The organism is Bacillus sp. mrc49 (genome assembly GCF_002803435.1).
In genome coordinates, this window is sequence record NZ_PHNG01000083.1 from 1 (window position 1) to 304 (window position 304).

The 304-nt window shown below is 43.8% G+C and carries 1 pseudogene; it reads left to right on the top strand.

Annotation, left to right across the window (positions count from 1 at the left end):
• Positions 1-116: 116 nt before the first annotated feature.
• Positions 117-275: pseudogene (locus CVN76_RS00580) on the top strand (ABC transporter permease); the annotation flags it as partial.
• Positions 276-304: the final 29 nt, after the last annotated feature.

The following is a 304-nucleotide window of genomic DNA, read 5'->3' on the forward strand; positions in this document are numbered from 1 at the left end:
GAGAAGTCGCCCTTTCCTTTTGATTCCGGACTATGCATAATAGGTAGTAATTTCCTGAATGAGAAGTGAATGGGTTGACAGCTTGATAACTAAGTCTATATAATCACCGGGCTAGGGGAGTGGGCTTCATGATCCAGGATGCCCGTTCATTCATGCAAACGGACATCGTATTCGTCGGCATCATCATTTTTGCCTTGGCTGGTAAAATCTCAGACTCATTTGTTCGCTTTTTGGAAAATCATTTGCTCAAATGGCAAGATAGCTTCAAAGCATAAAGGAAAAGGATGACCACCGGCAATGGGGG